Annotated in this window: 12 protein-coding genes and 2 pseudogenes; 9 read left to right on the top strand and 5 right to left on the bottom strand. The window is 68.8% G+C overall.

The window, feature by feature from the left end; translation table 11 throughout:
* Together QHF83_RS50830 and QHF83_RS50825 are read right to left on the bottom strand one after the other, a co-directional pair.
* Positions 1–1640 (bottom strand): AAA family ATPase (locus QHF83_RS50830; protein WP_282425420.1); only part of this gene is annotated, 1640 nt, incomplete at its 3' end.
* The gene (locus QHF83_RS50825; RefSeq protein ID WP_282425419.1) at positions 1637–2395 is read right to left on the bottom strand and encodes a 5'-methylthioadenosine/S-adenosylhomocysteine nucleosidase; all 759 of its coding nucleotides are present in this window, start codon (positions 2393–2395) and stop codon (positions 1637–1639) included. The genes QHF83_RS50825 and QHF83_RS50830, both read right to left, overlap by 4 nt.
* 675 nt (positions 2396–3070) lie before the next feature.
* Here QHF83_RS50825 and QHF83_RS50820 point away from each other — a divergent pair.
* The 6 genes from QHF83_RS50820 to QHF83_RS50795 all read left to right on the top strand — a co-directional run bounded on the left by QHF83_RS50820 (position 3071) and on the right by QHF83_RS50795 (position 12133).
* The gene (locus tag QHF83_RS50820) at positions 3071–3406 is read left to right on the top strand and encodes a hypothetical protein (protein ID WP_282425418.1); all 336 of its coding nucleotides are present in this window, start codon (positions 3071–3073) and stop codon (positions 3404–3406) included.
* Positions 3407–3443: 37 nt separating this feature from the next.
* On the top strand, positions 3444–6569 hold the full coding sequence (locus QHF83_RS50815) for an AAA family ATPase (protein WP_282425417.1): 3126 nt from the start codon (positions 3444–3446) through the stop codon (positions 6567–6569).
* 172 nt (positions 6570–6741) lie between these two features.
* Positions 6742–8130, top strand: coding sequence for a GntP family permease (locus tag QHF83_RS50810; protein WP_282425416.1), 1389 nt, complete (start codon positions 6742–6744; stop codon positions 8128–8130).
* A gap of 56 nt (positions 8131–8186) precedes the next feature.
* Positions 8187–9770 carry a hypothetical protein gene (locus tag QHF83_RS50805; RefSeq protein ID WP_282425415.1) on the top strand — a complete coding sequence of 528 codons (1584 nt, stop codon included), beginning with the start codon at positions 8187–8189 and terminating at the stop codon, positions 9768–9770.
* Positions 9771–9794: 24 nt separating this feature from the next.
* Positions 9795–11747 carry an acyl CoA:acetate/3-ketoacid CoA transferase gene (locus QHF83_RS50800; RefSeq protein WP_282425414.1) on the top strand — a complete coding sequence of 651 codons (1953 nt, stop codon included), beginning with the start codon at positions 9795–9797 and terminating at the stop codon, positions 11745–11747.
* 38 nt (positions 11748–11785) lie between these two features.
* The gene (locus tag QHF83_RS50795; RefSeq protein ID WP_282425413.1) at positions 11786–12133 is read left to right on the top strand and encodes a hypothetical protein; all 348 of its coding nucleotides are present in this window, start codon (positions 11786–11788) and stop codon (positions 12131–12133) included.
* 21 nt (positions 12134–12154) lie between these two features.
* Here the strand turns inward: QHF83_RS50795 and QHF83_RS50790 are convergent, their stop codons facing one another.
* On the bottom strand, positions 12155–13645 hold the full coding sequence (locus tag QHF83_RS50790; RefSeq protein ID WP_282425412.1) for a monooxygenase: 1491 nt from the start codon (positions 13643–13645) through the stop codon (positions 12155–12157).
* A 141-nt stretch (positions 13646–13786) separates the two neighbouring features.
* Here QHF83_RS50790 and QHF83_RS50785 point away from each other — a divergent pair, with 141 nt between their 5' ends.
* Both QHF83_RS50785 and QHF83_RS50780 read left to right on the top strand, forming a co-directional pair.
* The gene (locus QHF83_RS50785) at positions 13787–14470 is read left to right on the top strand and encodes a TetR/AcrR family transcriptional regulator C-terminal domain-containing protein (RefSeq protein WP_282425411.1); all 684 of its coding nucleotides are present in this window, start codon (positions 13787–13789) and stop codon (positions 14468–14470) included.
* 300 nt (positions 14471–14770) lie between these two features.
* The gene (locus QHF83_RS50780; protein ID WP_282425410.1) at positions 14771–15472 is read left to right on the top strand and encodes an SDR family oxidoreductase; all 702 of its coding nucleotides are present in this window, start codon (positions 14771–14773) and stop codon (positions 15470–15472) included.
* A 337-nt stretch (positions 15473–15809) separates the two neighbouring features.
* On the opposite strand, the pseudogene QHF83_RS50775 reads toward QHF83_RS50780, so the two are convergent.
* Positions 15810–15926 (bottom strand): annotated as a pseudogene (locus QHF83_RS50775) (IS630 family transposase); the annotation flags it as partial.
* A gap of 323 nt (positions 15927–16249) precedes the next feature.
* Here QHF83_RS50775 and QHF83_RS50770 point away from each other — a divergent pair.
* Positions 16250–16642: a hypothetical protein gene (locus tag QHF83_RS50770; protein ID WP_282425409.1), complete on the top strand. Its 393-nt coding sequence runs from the start codon at positions 16250–16252 to the stop codon at positions 16640–16642.
* A 192-nt stretch (positions 16643–16834) separates the two neighbouring features.
* Here the strand turns inward: QHF83_RS50770 and QHF83_RS50765 are convergent.
* A pseudogene (locus QHF83_RS50765) lies at positions 16835–17626 on the bottom strand (hypothetical protein); the annotation flags it as partial.

Genomic DNA, 17626 nt, shown 5'->3' with positions numbered 1-17626 from the left:
GTCCACGACGCGCCGCCACCGGCGCTCGGTCCTCGTCGTCCTCGTAGCCATGACGAACCTCCTTCGACGACGAGAACTGCACGGAAGAGCGCAGGAGCGGAAGGATGGGGGTTGCCGGACGGGTACGAGTATTCTGAGGTCTTCCCGCCGACGAGCACCCGCGCGACGCACCGGCACGACATTGTCCAGCGCATGCGGAAGACTGTCGCGGCTTTCCCCAGGCTCGTGTCCTCGGTCCGCGAGTTCCAGTACGCCGGCACCGGCACCAGCGTCATGCCCTGCCTCGCGGTGTTGCTGCTCGGCGGTCTGTCGCGCGCGAACACCTCCACCCGGACCTGCGGCGGCGGGGCCTCGCGCGTCAGCCTGGAAGCCGCCTCGAGGAGGGACTCGGACTGCTGGCTCAGCTCTTCGAGCAACTCCTCGGTTAGGTGCTGACCACCCCATTTCCCACCGTAGCCGATGACTGCACCGACCTTCCAGAGCTCGGCGGCGAGCGCAACCGAGACTTCCTTCCACCGGTTGTCGGGGTCGGGGTCGGAGTCGGAGCTGACCCGCCCGGCGCTGAGGCCGACGAGCCCGCCAATGCTGAGCGGATCGAGCTGCCCGAAATCCCGGTGCACATTGAGCACGTGATCGGGCGGGAGGTGGCGCAGATCCAGTTCCTCATCCTTCTTCGCTGAGGCGGCGGCCATCTCGATGATGGCCTTGATCGATCGCGCGCCGTGTCTAAACCGCCCGACGTGCAGCATAGCGTGTAAGAGCGGGCGCGACACCTCGGGCGGCTTGCTGCTAGAGCCCCGCGCCTTGGCTATGTCTTCCAGGGCGGACCGGATAATTACAGCTCGCCGGAGTGAGGTGTTCGTCGGCTCGTTGGGGCCGGTCACGTCGATGTGGCCTCGAAGGCGGCTCACGAAGTCCGGGCCCTTGGCCTCGCGAAAGTGCGTCTCCGAGGTCGCGCCGAAGTCAGCCATACGCGCGGCCGTACCGCCCGCGAAGATATATATCGCCCGCTTGAGCTCGAACTCGTCTCCGTTGTCGAAAAGGGTGCCGTCCTGCATCGGGGCGAGGAAGCGGCTCAGCCAGCCGAGCGGGACTCCGTTCAGCGGCGCGTCGAACTCGTCGAAGAACACGACAGGTACGGAGGTCCCATCGCCGCCGAGGCGCACCTTCCGGATGACCCTCACGAGGTCGGCTTGGGAAGCCAGCACGGTGAGGTTGACCTCGGTGAGCGGCAACTTCTTGCCGCTTGCCGCTTCAAGCTCACTACAGATCTCGCGTACGACGTGGGACTTGCCGCTCCCAGGCGGGCCGAACACGGCCAAGCACAGGGGACGGGGCGGCGAAGGGAGCTGGATGTAGCCAGCGACGAGGGACTTGAACGTCGCTAGCTGCCCGTGCTCCTCCTTGGTGAAGGACCAAAGACGTCCGAGCTGCCAGACCCTCCCCAGCTTCAGGAGCTCCTCCATCACCTCGCCGTGGCCCTCTCGGACGATGCGCTCCGCGAGCGCGTCCGGTGTGGCTGGTGTAGTGATGAGGCCAGTCCCGCCGGGGTCGAAGTGGGCAACCGCCGCGGGCGGGAGCCCGCTGGCTCCGGCCCCCGTCACACCTGCTCCCTTCACGGTCTTCGTCGGGTCGTTCATCGCTTCGCCCTCGTTTGCGCTGGCGCCTCGTCTGCCCAGCGCTCTAGGAGCGCACGCACAAAGCGAGCTACCGAATCGCACGCAACCTTGGTCCACCGCTCAGAGTCATTGCGCTTGTTATCGTCCGCGTAGTCGGCGATGCCCCGGATCATCAGGCATGGGACGGAACTCTTCGCCGAAGCAAACGCAACCCCGGCCCCCTCCATCTCCACCCCGAGGACGTCCGCGCGCAATCCGAGGAACTTCTCGACGGCCGCCTTGGAGGCAAGGACCTTATCGCCACTCAGGATGGATCCGAAGCGAACCTGCGCGTTGCTCCCTTGTGTCGCAGGCAGGCGGATCGATTTTGCAAGCGCATAGAGCGAGGCTTCAGGCTCGTAATCGGCCCACCGAATCGTGCTGTCGCCATCAAGCCTCTGAGCCTCGTAGTCGACAATCTTGGTTGCCACGAGGACATCGCCCAGGGCAACACTGCGGTCTTGGAAGCCACCCGCCGTCCCGGCGATCAGGATCAGGCTCGGATTCCAGGTGTGAATGGCGTGGACTGTCGACACTGCCGCGCTCACGCGGCCCGTCCCCGCGAGCTGCGCCAGGACGCCGTGCCGCCGCACGTTGTCGTGCGGGTCACCCAGGTCGAGCTCATAGCATGCGCCGAAGACCGTCGAAGTCGGCGCCAGCGGCTTCCACTCGATGCACCGCAGGATAGCCTCCGTCTCTTCGGGGAGCGCCGCCAGGACAACGAACGCCGGGCTCATCGGGGAGACTCTAGCGAAGGTGGACGCGACGGTAAAGGTGTACGCCGCGAGGTCGGGCGCCAGGACACCCACTCCGGCCTTTGCTCGTGTTCGAGTCGATGTGGCGACGGTTCTTGGAGGCGGTCAGGTCGACCCCACGGACGGACGGACGACGCCCGCGTGCGAGCCACGTACGGCAGCTCCCGCCCGTCGCTCTGCTCGTTGCCGCGGAGCCGAGAACGTCGCCTGTGGCCTCACTGTGGCCTCAACCCGCCTCCCAAGACGTCTCCAGACGTCTCGCCATGTCGCCTCCCCCTTCCCCGTCAAACTTCGCAAAAGTAGCTGGAATGATGCTGTTTCCGTCGATCTTCTCAGGGGTTAGCGAGAACTCCCTCGCTCCCCGAGCCCGCATTTCCTAAACCGAAGGTCGCAGGTCCGATTCCTGCCGGGGATGCCAGTAGTTCCGCGGACTTTGGATCCCGCAGGCCCCGGACGGCGGCTGGACGGAGGAGAGCGTCGGGTATGCGCTGGCGAACGCGAACACGGGCGAGTTCTCCGTACCGCTCATCAGCCTGCACGGCGACGCGGACGCGCTCCTCGGCCTCGGCGCGCACGGAGAGGCCTACAAGGCCGCGGTCGAAAAATATGGCTCGCCCGAGATGCACCGCCTCTACGTGATCGCATACGGGGGGGCACGTGGACCTTCACGCGGACGGGGCGATCGATTTCGACTTCGATGGGACCCCCGGCGAGGAGGGCGCCGCCGACCCGTTCACGCCCATGCAGCCCTACGTGGAGCGGGCCTTCGACGCACGCGTGACCTGGGTGAAGGACGGAACCGCGCCGAAGCCCTCGGGCACGGTGGCGACCGACCCCAAAAACGACGTGCTCGACGCGGCGATGATCGATTTCCGAACGCCTGGCCCCACGCGAGCAGGTCCCCGGAGGAGCGCCAGAGACGCACCGCGGCAATATGCGTCAAACGGGTGGGAAAAGGGCGTCAGCGCCGTGCGGGCCCGGGAATGGCCTTGACGAACGGCACACTCTTCTGATTCACAAATCAGGAGACATGCGCACGGCGGAGACGTCGCGTTACGACGCACTTCCCTTCCCACGCGCGGTGACCGATTTCGTGGGGCGGGAGGCCGAGCTGTCGCGCGTGCGCGCCCTGCTCCCGCGCGAGCCGCTGTTCCTGGTCTACGGCGTCGCCGGCATCGGCAAGAGCGAGTTCGTCTACAAGATCGTCGAGGAGGCGCGCTCCCTGCCCGCCCTGCGCCGCGCCTCGACGATCGCGCTCGCCGCGCGCGCGGGCCAGCGCTGGGAGCACCTGCTCTCGGTGCTGCGGCTACGCCTCTCCGCGGCCGCCTCCGAGCCCCACGAGAGCCTCGCGGACGACCTCTCCGCCGTGGCCAGGGCCCTGTCCGCCCGCCCCGCGCTCGTCTTCATCGACGACGTCCACCACCTCGACGCGGAGGCCACGGGCGAGGTGCTCGGCTACCTGGCCCGGCACGTCTCCCGCAGCCGGCTCTTCGTCGCTTCCCGACTGGAGCTCCTGCTGCCCGAAGGCACCCCGCCGCCGGTGATATGCCGACTGCCGCCGCTCAGCCGCGAGGCCACCGAGACCCTGGTGGCGAACCTCAGCCACGTCCTCGGTCTCAGCGCGCCCGATCCGGCCGAGGTGCTCGCGCGCTCCGGGGGCAGCCCATTTTATGTGCGGCGCGAGCTGTCGGACCTGCGCTACGCCCCACGCCGCGACGGCGACTCGCTGGCCGCCGCCCTGCGGGAGCTGTCCCCGGCGCTGCGCCGCACGCTCCTTTTGGCGCGCCACGTGCGCGGGCGGCTCTCGCCCGCGGATCTGCCGGGCGAGGAGGCGCTGTGGGAGCTGTCGCGGCGCTTCCTCATCGACGTCGAGCGCGGCGTCATCATGGTGCACGACCTCATCCGCGAGGCGCTGCGGCGCGCCGCGGCGCCGGAGGAGATCGCGGAGGCGAGGCGCGACGCGGCGCGGCTCCTCTTGAGGCGGGCAGAGGCAGCCCCAGCGGATCGGGCCGCGGACGTCTCGCTGGACGTGGTGGAGGCGGCGCAGCTCCTCCTCGACGCGGGCGAGCCCACCCGAGCCTGGGAGGCGCTGGATCGCCATGCCCGCCCGATGGCCCGCGCCGCGCTCGATCATCTCGCGCTGCCGATTCTGTCGGTGCTGCAGAAGGCCCTGCCGGAGCAGCGGCAGGCCGTGGTGCTGCACATGGCGACGATCCTGGTGCGCCACGCCCGCGTGGCCGAGGCGCGCGCCCTGCTCGATGAGCTCGGGGCCGAGGGACGGCGGCCCCCGCATGCGGCCCGCTACCTGCGGCTCTCGGCGGCGATCGCGCGGCGTACCGGGGCGCTCGACCGCGCTGCGGCGCTGCTCGACGAGGCGCTCGGGGCGGCGGAGGACCCGCGCGAGAAGCTCGGCGTCGCGCTGCAGCGGGCGTGCGTGCAGGCCCTGCGCGGCGAGGGGGCGGCGGTGCGGAGCAGGCTCGGCGCGGCGCTCGCGGAGCACGGCGCGCTGGCGCCGGAAGACGAGGCGCGCATCGGATGGGTGTGGGCGCTTTCCTTCTTGACCGAGGGGCGGTTCGAGGAAGGCGCGAGCACGGCGGCGCAGGCCGCGGGGGGCGCGGCCTGCAGGGAGGGGGCAGAGCACGAGCGCGCCCAGCTCATCATGCTGGAGCTGTTCGCCCGCTGTGCCCGCGACGAGGTGGACGCGGCGGCGGGGCTGCTCAAGCGCCTGCAGCTGCACGAGTCGGCGACGTCGGCGCTGCCGGCCCCGGCGTCGGCGCTCTCCCGCGGCCTCGTGCACCACGCGCGCGGCGAGCTGCCCGAGGCGCGCGCCGCGCTGGACGAGGCGCACCGCTACTTGCTCTCGCACGGCGACCTCCTGCCGGCGGCCGTGGCCAGCCATTCCCTGGGGCTCACGCTGCTCGGGCTGGGTGACCTGGAGGGGGCGCACGCGGCGGCGTGTCGCGCGGCACAGATGGTGGCGGACGGGGGGCTCGCGAGCCTCGGGCCGCACTGCGCGGTGCTCAAGGCGCGGGTGCACCTCGGGGCGCTTCGATGGAAGGAGGCGGAGGCACTGCTCGTCATGCCGCCGGAGGCGCCGGCCTTGGTGCAGGCGCAGGCGGAAGCGCTGCGGGCCCAGCTCCACGCCCTGCGCGGAGAGGCGGAGGCGGCGCTCTCGGCCCTCGACCGGGCGGCGAGCCTTTCGCGGCAGCAGGGTGCCGAGGCGCGGCGCGAGGTCGATCTGATAGCCGCGGAGGTCCTGCTGCTCTGCGGCAACGCAGCCGGCGCCGACGAGCGGGCCGAGCGGGCGCAGGTCTACTACGAGGCGCGCGGACGCAGGCAGCCGCAGGCCCAGGCGGCGCTCGTGCGGGCGGCGGCGCTTTTGGCGCTCGGGGTTCGGACCGAGCGCGAAGCGGCCGCGGCGCTGCTTGGCGAGGCGGAGGAGCACCTCGGGCTCGCCCAGGCGCTCAGCGAGCGGCACGGGCATGCGCTCCCGTGGGCGCCGCTCGTGGCGGTGGCGCTGTATCGGCGGCGCGGCGACGAGCGGCGGGCGCGGGCGGAGCTCTCGGCGGCGCTGCGGCGCATGGACGCGACGAGGACGGGGCATCGCCCTGCAGAGAGCCTGGAGGGGCGCCTCCTCTCGTGGACGGCCGCGGCGCGGTCGCTCCCGGCGGACGCGGAGCCGTGTCCACCGGGGATCGCGGCGCTTTTGCGGGCGCTCGGGCTGCTGCCGCCGGCCGAGGTCGTGGCGGCTCCCCACAGCCCCGTGGTCCCCGAGGGCGCAGACCGGGCCCTCGGCCACCATGATCTGGTCGTCGACCTACGGCGCACCGTGATCCGCGCACCAGGACGCGAGGATCAGGTGACCGGCCGGCCGATCCTCTGCGCCCTCCTGGCGCATCTCGCACCCAACGACGGCGTCTACAGCGCCGAGCGCCTCTTCTACGAGGTTTGGGGGGGCCGCGAGTACCATCCCCTGCGCCATCGCAACACCATTTACGTGGCCATCACACGCCTGCGACGCGCCCTGCAGGAGCTCTTGCCCGGGCGCGAGGTCGTGGAGACCACGCCCCAGGGCTGGCGGCTCTCCGCGGGCGTCTCCCTCTGCGTCCTCGGCGGGGACACGAGCCGGCCGCGCCCCGCCAAACCGGCCGCCTGACACGCGCCGACGTCGGATCTTACCTGCACAAGTAAGTTGTTCCTTCGGCGCGCCCTCTCACCGCGACCCGCCAAATAAGTCGGTGTCACTTGGTCACCGGGGCCCCATCGCCGAACATGCAGCCGCGGCGCCCCCCTTGCCCGTGGGGACGCGGCCTTCGCGGAGGTCACTCATGGACGTCCTGACGACCCTTGCTGCCCTGTGTTTCCTCATGTTCGTGGCCTACCGCGGCTTCAGCGTGATCCTGTTCGCGCCCGTCGCCGCCTTGCTGGCCGTCATCTGCGTGAGCCCGTCCCTCGTCCCGGCCTTCTTCTCGGGCATCTACATGGAGAAGCTGGCGGGGTTTCTCAAGCCCTACTTCCCTGTTTTTCTCCTGGGGGCCCTGTTCGGCAAGCTCATCGAGATCTCAGGCTTCGCGCGGGCCATCACCCAGCGCGTCACCCGCCTCATTGGCAAGAACAACGCCATCCTCGCCGTGGTCGTCGTATGCGCCCTCTTGACGTACGGCGGCGTCTCTCTCTTCGTGGCCGCATTCGCGGTTTATCCCTTCGCCCTCGAGCTATTCAAGGCCGCCAACATCCCCAAGCGCCTCATTCCGGGCACCATCGCGCTGGGCTCCTTCACCTTCACCATGGATGCCCTGCCCGGCTCGCCACAGATCCAGAACATCATCCCCACCGGCTTCTTCAAGACCACGACCTGGGCCGCCCCCTGGCTCGGCCTGGTCGGCGCGATCTTCGTCTTCAGCGCGGGCATGGCTTACCTGACCTACCAGCGCAAGAAGGCCCAGGACCGCGGGGAGGGCTTCGGCGCGGAGGAGGACGAGCCCGCGAAGGCCGACGAGAAACCGATCCATCCGCTGGTCGCGTTCCTGCCGCTCGTGCTGGTGGGTGTGCTCAACCTCGTCTTCACGCGCCTCTTGCCGAAGGTCTACGGGCCGAGCTTCGATTTCGCGGCCGTCAGCGTGAAGGACGTCCCGGCGCTCGATACCTCCAAGCTCATCGCGCTGTGGGCCGTCGAGGGCGCGTTGCTCGTGGGCATCGGCGCCATCGTCATCACCGCGTTTGCCCGTGTGCGCGGCCCCTTCGCCAAGGCGGCCACCGTGGCCGTGGGCGGCGCACTCTTGGCGGCCTTCAACACCGCCTCCGAGTATGGCTTCGGCGGGGTCATCGCCGCATTGCCGGGCTTCCGCGCCATCAGCGGGGCCATGTCGCAGGCGATCCACAATCCCCTGCTCAACGAGGCCATTACCACCACCACCCTCGCCGGCATCACCGGCTCGGCGTCCGGCGGCATGGGTATCGCCCTGGCAGCCATGGGCAAGCAATACCTGGAGCAAGCCACGCAAATGGGGATCCCTCCCGAGGTCCTGCACCGCGTCGCCTCCATGGCCAGCGGCGGGATGGACACGCTTCCGCACAACGGCGCGGTCATCACGCTGCTCGCCGTCACCGGGCTGAGCCACCGCCAATCCTACGGCGACATCTTCGCCATGACCCTCATCAAGACCGCGGCCGTCTTCGTGGTCATCGCCTTCTATTACACGTTTCACATCTACTGATGGACCGCCGGGCGCGCGCCGCGCCCCCCTCGGACCCCTCGAAGGAGCGTCTTGCCATGCGCATCGCGACCGGTCTGCATTTCCTCACCCTTTGCGCCCTCGCCACGCTCGGCCGGGACGCCCTGGCCGCGGCTTCCGCGCCACCGCCCCCGCCGCCCGCGCCCCCGGCCGGCGTGGTGGATACGAACCCGGCGAGCGTCCCGACGAAGCTCGTCCCCGCGCCGCCGTCACAGGCGCCCGCGCAGAAGCCCGCGCCAAAGCCGGTCTTCGGCCTCACCACCCTGCGCATCCTGGCCGACAAAGGCCTCATCTCGCCCGAGGAATACGAGGCTGCGAAGAAGGATCTCAATGACCTCGCGGCGGCGCGCGCCGAGAGCAGCCCCACCATCACGTTCGCCGGCTGGAAGACGACCCTCTACGGCTACGTCCAGGCCGACATGATGTACCACTCGACCCAGAGCTTCCCCGACTTCAGCAGCAATTTCCCGGTGGCCCGCCCCGATACCTACGCCGGCCAGCACGGACGCTTTCAGGCCACCATTCGCGATACCCGCATTGGCCTGCGCATCCAGGCCCCGCCGCTGCCGAACCTGCGCGTGAGCGGCGTGATCGAGACCGATTTCCTGGGTCCCACGGGCACGGTGGGCTCGACGATCTCGGAGAACGGCTTCTACGTCAATGCGAACCTGCGCATCCGCCACGCCTTCCTGAAGATGGAGACGCCGATCGTCGACGTCATGTTCGGACACTACTGGGATCTCTTCGGCTGGCAGCCGCACTATTTCCCCGCCATCGTGCAATGGCCCGGCCTCGTGGGCGAGCTCTTCTCCCGCACGATACAGCTCCGCCTCTCGCACACCTTCAAGACCGAGCCCGTCAACGTCGAGATCGCCGCCGCAGCCGTGCGGCCACCGGCGCGCGACAGCGCCGTCCCGGAGGGCCAGGCTGGCGTGCGGCTGGTCTTCAACAAATGGACCGGCTGGCACACGGGTTATTTGACGTCCACCGCCCTGACCGCCGCCTCCATCGGGCTCTCGGGTGATCTCCGCTATTTTCGCGTGCCGGAGTTTGCAGAAAAACCCCTCGGCTCGCGCACCGCGACGGGGATGGGCTTCGCTGCCAACGCCTATCTCCCCATCATCCCGGCAAAGAAGGACAAGAAGGACAACTCCCTCTCTCTGGTCGGCGAGTTCGTCACCGGTCGCTCGATCAACGACATGTACACCGGCCTGAATGGGGGCGTGAGCCACGCCGCGCTGCCGAACCCCACCGGGGCGACGCCGGCGCCCGTGTATACCTCGACCGTGGACGCGGGCCTGGCCGTCTATGACGCGAACGGGGAGCTACGGCTGCCGCGCTGGACCACGTTTCTCGTGGGCGTGGAGTATTACCCGCCCTTCATGGGCGGCCGCGTGGCGCTCTTCGCCAACGTGTCGCGCTCGCAGCTGCACGACGCCGGCTCCTATCCGAACCCCGCCAAGGTGCGCGATCACGAGAGCTTCTACGAGGTCGGCTTCTTCGTCGACCCCTCGCCGGCGGTGCGCTTTGGCCTGGACTACGCGCATATCGATGACGTATACGCCGACGGGGTGAAGGCCAGCAACGAAGCGGCACAACTCACGGGCTTTCTCTTCTTTTAGCCGCTGGGGACGCGGGGATGCGCCATGACCAAGAACAAGATCGTATCCGCTGACGAAGCTGCCGCACTCCTCCGTGACGGGGACACGCTGGCCAACGCGGGTTTCGTGGGAAACGGCACGCCCGACGAGCTACTCGCGGCCCTGGAGCGGCGCTTCCTCGCCACCTCCGCGCCGCGTGATCTGACCCTCGTCTTCGCCGCCGGCCAGGGTGACGGCAAGGAGCGCGGGCTGAACCGCCTGGGGCACGAGGGGCTCTTGCGCCGCGTGATCGGTGGCCACTGGGGCCTCGTGCCGAAGCTCAGCCGCCTGGCCCTGCACGACAAGATCGAGGCCTACAACCTGCCGCAGGGCTGTATCTCGCAGCTCTATCGCGAAATCGCCGGCAAGCGGCCGGGCGTATTCAGCAAGGTCGGGCTGTCGACGTTCGTCGACCCCCGCCAATCGGGCGGCAAGATCAACCCGCGAACCGTCGAGGACCTCGTCGAGCTCGTCACGCTGAACGGCGAGGAGTGGCTTCACTACAAGGCATTCCCCATCCACGTCGCCTTCCTGCGCGGCACCACGGCCGATCCCGAGGGCAACATCACCATGGAGCGCGAGTCGCTGGTGCTCGACGGCCTTTCCATGGCCATGGCGGCGAAAAACAGCGGCGGTATCGTCATCGTGCAGGTCGAGCGGGTGGCCGCCTCGGGCACGCTGCACCCGCGGCAGGTGCAAATCCCAGGCATCCTGGTCGATTGCGTCGTGGTGGCCGCGCCGCAGAACCACATGCAGACCTACGCCACCGCCTATAGCCCGGCCTTCGCGTCCGAGCTGCGCGTCCCGCCGGACGCCGTGGTGAGCATGCCGCTCGATGCGCGCAAGGTCATCGCGCGCCGCGCTGCGTTCGAGCTCTCGGTTGGCTCGGTGGTGAACCTGGGAATCGGCATGCCGGAGGGCGTGGCCTCGGTGGCGCACGAGGAGCGTGTGCTCGAGCTGGTCACGCTGACGACGGAGCCGGGGGTGATCGGCGGGGTCCCGGCGAGCGGGCTGGATTTCGGCGCGGCCGTGAACACGCAGGCGCTGATCCAGCAGCACCAGCAATTCGACTTTTACGATGGTGGGGGCCTGGACGTCGCATTTCTCGGCATGGCGCAATGCGATCGGCAAGGCAACGTGAACGTGAGCCGCTTCAATGGGCGGCTGGCCGGGGCGGGTGGGTTCATCAACATCAGCCAGAATGCGCGCAAGGTGGTCTTCCTGGGGACGTTCACGAGCGACGGGCTGGAGGTGGCCGTCGGCAATGGCGTGCTGCGCATCCTGCGCGAGGGTCGGCACAAAAAGCTCCTGGAGCACGTGGAGCAGGTGACCTTCAGCGGACCCTATGGGGCCAAGCGAGGGCAGCAGGTCCTTTACGTGACGGAGCGCTGCGTGCTGCGCTTGACCGACGATGGCCTTTTGCTCACGGAGGTCGCGCCGGGCGTGGACGTGGAGGACGATATCCTGGCGCACATGGCCTTCCGACCGCTCCTGCCGCCGGAGGGGCCGGCGCTCATGGACGAGCGCATCTTCCAGGCGGAGCCCCTCGCCCTCCGCGCCGAGTTCTTGCACCTCAGCATGGAGGAGCGGATCCATTACGACAACAAACGCGGGACGTTGTTCTTGAACTTCGCCGGCATGCAGGTGCGCAGCCGGAGGGACGTCGAAGTGGTGCGGCAGAGCGTGGAGCGGCGCTGCAGGACCATCGGCCGGCGGGTGGACGTCATCGTCAACTACGATTCGTTCGAGATGCCGGAGGACGTCGCGGACGATTACGCGCGGATGGTCCGCTACCTGATGGACCGCTATTACAATACCGTCTCGCGCTACACGACGAGCGTGTTTCTGCGCATGAAGCTCGGTGATGCGCTGACCCGGCGTGGCGTCGCGCCGCACATCTTCGAGACCCGCGATGAAGCCAGCCAGTTCCTGGAGGCGGAGCAGAAGGCGCCGCGCTGAGCGCACCGCTGGCACGACCGGCCGCGCCGTCGCGCTCCATGTCACTCAACGAGCTCATCTCCAAGATCAACGAGACTCTCAACGACACCGCAGCGATTTCGATACAGCGGCATAGCGTAGGCGGGGTCGAACGGGTCGTGATAACGAGGAAACACGGCCGTTCGACGCGCTACATGCGAATCACCCCTACCCTCGATACGAACGCTCCTTGGCAGTTTGCGGTGCTCGGAGGCTCTTACGGAAACGATGATCCGAACGATGACTTCGACGGCCGACGCGGTGGTGATACAAACTACGTCGTCTGGCTCGTCAAACAGTGGCTCATCGAACGGGTCGCCTGGGAGGAGTTGCACCCATTCGAGGCGCTCGGTTCGCGAAAGGCATGACTCCGGCGCGAGCGGCGATGATCACGCGCGCCCGCACCAGTGCGCGAGCGCAGCCCGGAGATCGTCGAGGCGCGTCGCGCGCCTTTCGCCGTCGCTCGCCCAGGCTACGTGCCCGTCCGGCCTCACCAGGAGCGCATCGATCACGGATAGATCGGTCTGCGGGGCCGCGACCTTGGCCTGGATGACGTCGACGCGATCGCTCCACGCCTCGCTCACGGCCTGGAACTCTGCGTCGCCGGCGAAATCGAGCAGCACGTACCGACCCGCGTGCAAGAGCTCGTAGAGGCGCGCCGCGCCGCGCCCCGTCTCGAGCGCGCGGTCGGGCGCCCTCTTGCCGACCCATGCGTGCGCCGCCGCGCCCTCGGCAGGAGGATACGTGACGTCTATCGCGCTGATCTGTCCGGCGAGGCGCTGGTTCACGGCTTCGATGCCGAGCAGGTCGCTCATCATCTCGCGGAGGGCCAAGCCGGGTTCCGAGACGTCCATGAGCCTGATCTGGGCCTCCGTATTGCGCACCAGGGCGCGGCCGACGGGGTATCGCTCTTCGTGATAGCTGTCGAGCAGGTGGGGCGGCGCCCAGCCTTTCACGGCGGCAGCGAGCTTCCAGCCGAGGTTCATCGCGTCCTGCAGACCGACGTTGAGCCCCTGACCGCCGGCGGGGAAATGGATGTGCGCAGCGTCGCCCGCGAGAAAGACGCGCCCTCTGCGATATCGCTCCGAAAGCCGCGTCGCGTTGCCGAAGCGCGACAGCCAGCGAGGGTCGCGCATTCCGAAGTCCGTGCCGAGGATCCGCTGCACGGAGCTCCTCAGCTCGTCCAGCGTGACCGGCTCGGACCTGTCCGCGTGCATCCTTCGCGGATCGAATACGACGAAGCGGTAGCCTCCGTCGCCGAGAGGGACCACCATCACGCCGCCGTGCGGGCCCACGCGCGAGCCCGGCCGGGCAGGGGGCTCCGCGACCTCGACATCGCCGAGGAAAGCCGTCAGCGTCGTCTCGCTCCCCGGAAAGGCGATGCCGACCGAGCGGCGCACCACGCTCGCCGCCCCGTCGCAGCCCACGGCGTAACTCGCGCGTTCGTCGCGCAGACCCTCGGGGCCCTCGACCCTCAGCGCGACGCCCCCTTCCCGCTCCGTGATCTCGACGACCGCGTGGCCGCGCAGGATCTCGGCACCCAGCTCGCGCGCCCGCACCTCCAGGAGCTCCTCGCTGCGGGCCTGGGGCAGAAACAGCGTGTAGGGGTGCCCCGTGTCGAGGCGCGAGAAGTCGAGCCGGGTGTCGAGCATCGCGAAATGCCCCGTGGGGATCGGGATCCCGCGTTCCAGGAAGCGGCCCACGATCCCGCGCTGGTCGAGAATCTCGAGGCTGCGCGGGTGCAGCGTGAGCGCGCGCGACTGCTCCATTCGCGCCGTCCGCTGCTCCAGCACGCGTACCCGGACCCTCGCGAGCGCGAGCTCGCACGCCAGCATCAGCCCGACCGGACCTGCGCCCACGATCACCACGTCCGTAACCATCAAGGAACCCTCCAGGCCACCAAACTCTAACAACGTTAGAGTAACTCGAACGGTGTTAGAGTCAAGGCGGCGGCGCGGGCTCGCCCTCCCGGCTCGGGCGGGGAAGAACGGCACGAAGGACGAAAAGGACGAGGAGCTGCGATGCGACTACGACGCGAGCAGGTGATTTCGACGGCGCTGCGCCTCCTGGACGAGGTCGGGCTCGACGCGCTGACGATGCGCCGGCTCGGGCAGGAGCTGAACGTGCAGGCGGCCACGCTCTACTGGCATGTGAAGAACAAGCAGGAGCTGCTCGACGCCATGGCGGAAGCCATGCTGGCGGACTGCGTGGCCCGCGCCCCGGAGGGGCTCACGTGGATGGACCGGGCGGCGAGCATGGCCGAGCGGCTCCGCCGGGCGCTGCTCGCGCACCGCGACGGAGCGCGGGTCTTCGCGGGGACCTACGTGACGCAGGAGAACACGCTCCGCTTCGCGGACACATGGGTCGGCGCGCTGCGTGAGGCAGGGCTCTCGCCGCGCGCCGCCGCGTGGGGGACCTGGACGATGGTCTACTACACGATCGGCTTCACCCTCGAGGAGCAAGCCCTGGCGCCGCTCCCCGGTACGGAGGGCGGCAAGGTCGATGCGGAGCACCTCCGGGCGGCGCTCGCCGGCGGCGCATACCCGCACCTCGGGGAGGCCTCCACGGACTTGCTCGATGTCGACCTCGATGCGCGGTTCCGCTACGGGATCCAGCTCATTCTCGCGGGCCTCGAAGCAGCGCCGAGAGACGAGCCGTCAGATCCGGCGCCCGAGGGCCGGTGGCCGCCCCGCCGGAGCCCGTGAAGACGTCATTGCGGCGCCAAGCGGCGCGCGCAACCCCGAGGAGGCCATGGCTACACTTTTGGGTGTCCCTTCGGGACGTCGGCAAGCGCTTCGTGCTGGAGCATCAACCCGACGCGCGTCGGGGCGCGGCGCGGACAACCACGTGGTGCTCGACGGCGACTTGGTGTCGGGGCTGGGTTGACAGGTACATATGATGACCATAATATGATGTTCGTAATATTTGGCTGCCTGGCGCGGACGCCGACACCCCGCCTCATGCTGCCAGAAGTAAGAACAACAACCATCACCCGGATGGGGACCATGAACATCCAGAACGCGACCGTCTTCATCACCGGCGCCAACCGCGGTATCGGCTTGGCCTTCGCCAAGGCCGTCCTCGAGCGCGGAGCGCGCAAGGTCTACGCCGCCGCGCGTAACCCCTCGAGCATCGAGCTCGCAGGCGTGACGCCCGTGAAGCTGGACGTGACCTCGCCCGAGGACGTGAGCGCCGCGGCTGCGGCTGCGACCGACACCACGCTCGTCATCAACAACGCCGGCATCGCCACGTTCGGCAGCTTCAACACCCCCGACGCCGAGACCGTGCTGCGCCGCCACCTGGAGACCAACCTCTTCGGTGTGCTCCGTGTCAGCCAGGCGTTCGCGCCCGTGCTTTCGCGCAACGGCGGCGGCGCCTTGCTCAACGTGGCCTCCGTCGCAAGCTGGCTCTCCAGCCCGACCCTGGCCAACTACGCCGTGTCGAAAGCCGCGCTGTGGAGCTTGAGCAACGCGCTACGCAACGACCTGCGCCCGCAGGGCACCCAGGTGCTGACGCTGCACATGGGCTTCGTCGACACCGACCTGACCAACGGCATCAGCGCGCCCAAGGCCACTCCCGAGGACATCGTCGCCCGCGCCCTCGATGCGCTGGAAGCTGGCGAAAGCGAGGTGCTGGCCGATGAACGCACCCGCGAGGTCAAGCGCAACCTGAGCGCAGAGCCCGCGATCTACCTGATCCCGCGGTGACGCGCGTGGTCGCCACGGCAACCACCACCGACGCTGCCCCCGACGCCCCCTGGCGCGTGTTTCTGGATCGCTAGTACATCATCCCGCAAATTCGTAGTGGGTTCACGCGATCGGCATGAGCATCCAGCCGAAGGAACCGTGGAGGAGGTCGAGCAGGGTTTCCTGCTCGCGGTCCTGGTAGGGCGTGGGCTCCCAGCGAGAGCGGTATGGCATTTCGAATGCCCAAGTGCCGATCTCGGTGCGGCGCAGGCGCGCGTGCGGTATGGGTGCGTCCTTCGATCCCGACTCCAGAATGAGCAGGTTACCGCGCTTGCCGCGCGCGCCGCGTCGGATACCTGCGAGAAAGCGCCTGCATGGGCTTCTCGTCGACGCAAAGGACGACCGCATCCTTCGGCGGGTCCAGGTAGAGCTCGCAGATGCGCCTGACCTTCGGTCGAAACTCCGGATCGGGGCTGTGCAGCCACGGACGAACCCGGTGCGGCCGATGGACCGAAGAACGGCTGACGAGGATGCCTGTGCGTGCACGCAGCTCCGTGGCAATCGCGTCGAGCGTCCACACCTCGCGTAGCGGCGCTTTGCAGCCGTCAGGACGATTGCACGCGATCTTCACGATTTCGCAGCGAGTCTCCAGGCCAATGCTTGGCGGACGAACCCGAAGAGGAGGGAGCGGAGGGGCGGGAACCACTACGAATTTGCGGGATGATGTACTAGCGTTCGCTCGTGGCGTGCGCATCATCCGAGCCTATGGGCCCAGGCTCGGGGGGCGGTGGAAGCGACATGAACGACGCGGGCGTAGCGCCAGAAGGCGGCGCCGAAGACGCAGGACCGCAAGGCGACGACGGGGGGCAAAGTACGCCCGATGCAGGGAATGGCGGCCCGGGCTACGGCCTCGACGGATGCTGGATCACCCAAACGAACTCGAGCAACATCCAGCTCGATCTCGACGAGGCGCAAGGGAAGGTGACGGGCACCCAGTCCTACGCAGGGATCCGTTATCCCGTCGAGAATGGGGTGGTCGATGCGCAAGGGCTCCGCTTCACGGTGAACTGGTCGAACTACAACTTCACGTGTGAATACAACTTTACCGTTGTGGGACCGGCGTTTCTATCCGGCGTAAGCAATTGCGCCGGCAACGAGCAGATGATGACCGCAGACCGCACCTGTCCCTGACGACCTCGAGCGCGCCGCTCGGGTCCGGCGAGGCGAAGGGCGGCTGCTTCTGCGCCCCGGGTGCATGGCGCCCCGGTCCCACGAGGTGTCCCGCGCCCCGCTGGGGTCATCGTCGCGCTTCGAGGCGGGAGGGACGCGACGGCGGCGCTACCTCTACGGCCGAGCCGCGCGTGGGCCCCCCCGGTTCCTCCCTCAGCCGCAGATCGTGCTGCACGTCGACGTCGACGTCCCGTTGTGCGCGCACAGCGCGTAGCACGCGTCCTTGGGGGTCTGCGACGTCCCGCAGGCATTACACGTCCCCGCCGACGTGCCGCAGATGGTCTCGCAGGTCGACGTCGACGTGTTGTTGGCGATGCACAATTTGTAACAGCCGACGATGGCGCAGTCGGAGCTCGTGCCGCAGATGGTTTCGCAGGTGGAGGTCGATGTGCCATTGGCGGCGCAGTTCTCGTAACAACCCAGCTCGGCGCACTCGGTGCCGAGGCCGCAGATGGTCTCGCAGGTGGACGACGACGTGCCGTTGGCGGCGCAGAGCTGGTAACAGGCGTACTGGCCGAGGCCGGTGGTGGTGCCGCAGATGGTCTCGCAGGTGGACGTGCTCGTGCCGTCGGCGGCGCAGTTCTTGTAACAGCCGCGCTCACCGCAGGCGGTGGTGGTGCCGCAGATGGTCTCGCAGGTGGATGCCGACGTGCTGTCGGCGATGCAGACATCGTAACAGGCGCCCTGTGCCGACGGGGTGTCGGTGCCGCAAATGGTCTCGCAGGTGGAGGCGGAGGTGCCCTTCTGCACGCACAGGGCATAGCAGCCGACGCCGTTGCCGATGGGGCACTGCGCGGCGCAGGTCGACGGGCTCGTGTCGTTGGCAAGGCAGGTCTGCCAGCATCCCTCGATGGGCGGATCGCATTCGGGGTCGACGGGACCGCCGCCCGCGCCTCCGCCGCCCGCGCCTCCGCCGCCCGCGCCGCCGCCGCCCGCGCCGCCGCC

It is taken from the genome of Polyangium sp. 15x6 (assembly GCF_029960785.1).
Taxonomy (GTDB): Bacteria; Myxococcota_A; Polyangia; order Polyangiales; family Polyangiaceae; genus Polyangium.
Note: the sequence above shows the minus strand (reverse complement) of the source record. Positions and strands in the feature narration are given on the sequence as shown.

What these genes read in the sequence shown, in the direction of transcription:
- QHF83_RS50825 (WP_282425419.1), bottom strand. Translation starts at nt 2,395, where the DNA reads ATGAGCCCGGCGTTCGTTGTCCTGGCGGCGCTCCCCGAAGAGACGGAG.
- QHF83_RS50815 (WP_282425417.1), top strand. Translation starts at nt 3,444, where the DNA reads ATGCGCACGGCGGAGACGTCGCGTTACGACGCACTTCCCTTCCCACGC.
- QHF83_RS50810 (WP_282425416.1), top strand. Translation starts at nt 6,742, where the DNA reads ATGGACGTCCTGACGACCCTTGCTGCCCTGTGTTTCCTCATGTTCGTG.
- QHF83_RS50805 (WP_282425415.1), top strand. Translation starts at nt 8,187, where the DNA reads ATGCGCATCGCGACCGGTCTGCATTTCCTCACCCTTTGCGCCCTCGCC.
- QHF83_RS50800 (WP_282425414.1), top strand. Translation starts at nt 9,795, where the DNA reads ATGACCAAGAACAAGATCGTATCCGCTGACGAAGCTGCCGCACTCCTC.
- QHF83_RS50795 (WP_282425413.1), top strand. Translation starts at nt 11,786, where the DNA reads ATGTCACTCAACGAGCTCATCTCCAAGATCAACGAGACTCTCAACGAC.
- QHF83_RS50790 (WP_282425412.1), bottom strand. Translation starts at nt 13,645, where the DNA reads ATGGTTACGGACGTGGTGATCGTGGGCGCAGGTCCGGTCGGGCTGATG.
- QHF83_RS50785 (WP_282425411.1), top strand. Translation starts at nt 13,787, where the DNA reads ATGCGACTACGACGCGAGCAGGTGATTTCGACGGCGCTGCGCCTCCTG.
- QHF83_RS50780 (WP_282425410.1), top strand. Translation starts at nt 14,771, where the DNA reads ATGAACATCCAGAACGCGACCGTCTTCATCACCGGCGCCAACCGCGGT.
- QHF83_RS50770 (WP_282425409.1), top strand. Translation starts at nt 16,250, where the DNA reads ATGAACGACGCGGGCGTAGCGCCAGAAGGCGGCGCCGAAGACGCAGGA.